Here is a 1,639-nt window from a genome sequence, read left to right on the forward strand (position 1 = left end):
GGTAGTGTAAAATAGTTTGTGTTTCCGGTAAAAAATGGCTCCTTTTTGGTAAGAATTCAGATATGACAATTCTTATCGAAAAGGAGTATTTTTATGGCAGTTGCAAAGGAACAAATTCGACAGATTATCTCAGAAAACAACATTAGTAGCGTTGCCGATGTATACACGCTTCTGAAAGACAGTTTCAAAGATATCCTGCAGGAGCTGATGGAGGCAGAGTTGGATGCAACTCTCGGTTATGAAAAAAATCATAAGGGAGATCTGCAGACAGACAACAAAAGAAATGGTCATTCCACAAAGAACTTAAAAAGCCAGTACGGTGAATTCCAAATTGATGTACCAAGAGACCGTAATGGGGAGTTTGAACCGAAGCTGATTCCTAAATATCAGAGGGATATTTCTGGAATTGAAGAAAAAGTGATCTCTTTATATGCACGTGGTATGAGTACACGTGACATTCATGACCAGCTTCAGGATCTCTATGGAATTGAATTATCGGCAGAAATGGTCAGCAAGATCACCGATAAGATCCTTCCTCAGGTCAAGGAGTGGCAGTCACGTCCTCTGAATCCGGTTTATCCGTTTGTCTTTATGGACTGTATTCATTACAAAGTCCGGGAGGATGGCAGGATCTTAAGCCGTGCTGCTTATGTTGTTCTCGGTGTTACAGTGGAAGGGTATAAAGATATCCTCAGCATCACAGTAGGAGCCAATGAAACCAGCAAGTTCTGGCTTGGAATGCTCAATGATCTGAAGAACCGTGGAGTAAAGGATGTACTTTTCTTCTGTGTAGATGGGCTTCCTGGCTTTAAAGAAGCTATACAGGCAGTCTATCCGCAGGCAGAGATCCAGAGATGCGTCATCCATATGCTGCGTAATTCTTTCAAGTATGTGAACTATAATGATCTGAAAAAGTTTTCCTCAGATTTCAAAGCAGTATATAATGCTCCGAATGAAACAGCAGCTTTATCAGAACTGGAGAACATTAAGGAGAAATGGGGAAAGAAATATCCCTATGCTATCAGCAACTGGGAAAATAATTGGGAAGATGTAAGTTCCTTTTTCCAGTTTTCAAATGATATCAGACGTATTATGTACACAACCAACATCATAGAGGGATTGAACCGTCAATACCGGAAAGTCACAAAAACCAAGAGTGTATTTCCAAGCGATACAGCACTGGAAAAGATGCTGTATCTTGCCAGCGAAAACGTAGTCAGGAAATGGACACAGAGATATCGGAACTGGGATCAGGTGTTGAATCAGTTGATTGTCTTGTATGGAGAACGGCTTACCAACTATCTGTAGAGAAAAGAAAAGCAGGAATGGATTTGCTCCAAAGCTGACCATTCCCGCTTCCTTTCTATTCCGTCGGCATTTGTATTATTGCCAGAATTTCCCTACTCTATTCCAGAGGTCGGGTGTGGGCAGCGCCCACGAAAAAAGCAATCAATACAATGTCTTATTTGTCATGCAAAAAAATCAAAACGGATGTATAAAATCTTATCAGATGGTTATACTGTAAATAGAAAGATAGATTCAACAACAACAGAATTATAAATTCGACAGCAAAACCTTACATATCTATTTCTTATCAGAAAGATTCACTTTCCAAAGACACAAGATTTTTTACAGCCTC

At 39.9% G+C, this 1,639-nt stretch carries 1 protein-coding gene; it reads left to right on the forward strand.

Translation table 11 applies throughout. The features are described from left to right. The first annotated feature begins 93 nt into the window (after positions 1 to 93). Positions 94 to 1,308, forward strand: a complete 1,215-nt coding sequence (locus tag WKT11_RS19695; RefSeq protein ID WP_118248161.1) for an IS256 family transposase — start codon at positions 94 to 96, stop codon at positions 1,306 to 1,308. Positions 1,309 to 1,639 lie beyond the last annotated feature (331 nt).

The organism is Blautia sp. HCN-1074 (genome assembly GCF_037890165.1).
Lineage (GTDB): Bacteria > Bacillota > Clostridia > Lachnospirales > Lachnospiraceae > Blautia_A.

Coding starts and splice junctions, on each gene's coding strand:
- WKT11_RS19695 (WP_118248161.1), top strand. CDS start 94: ATGGCAGTTGCAAAGGAACAAATTCGACAGATTATCTCAGAAAACAAC.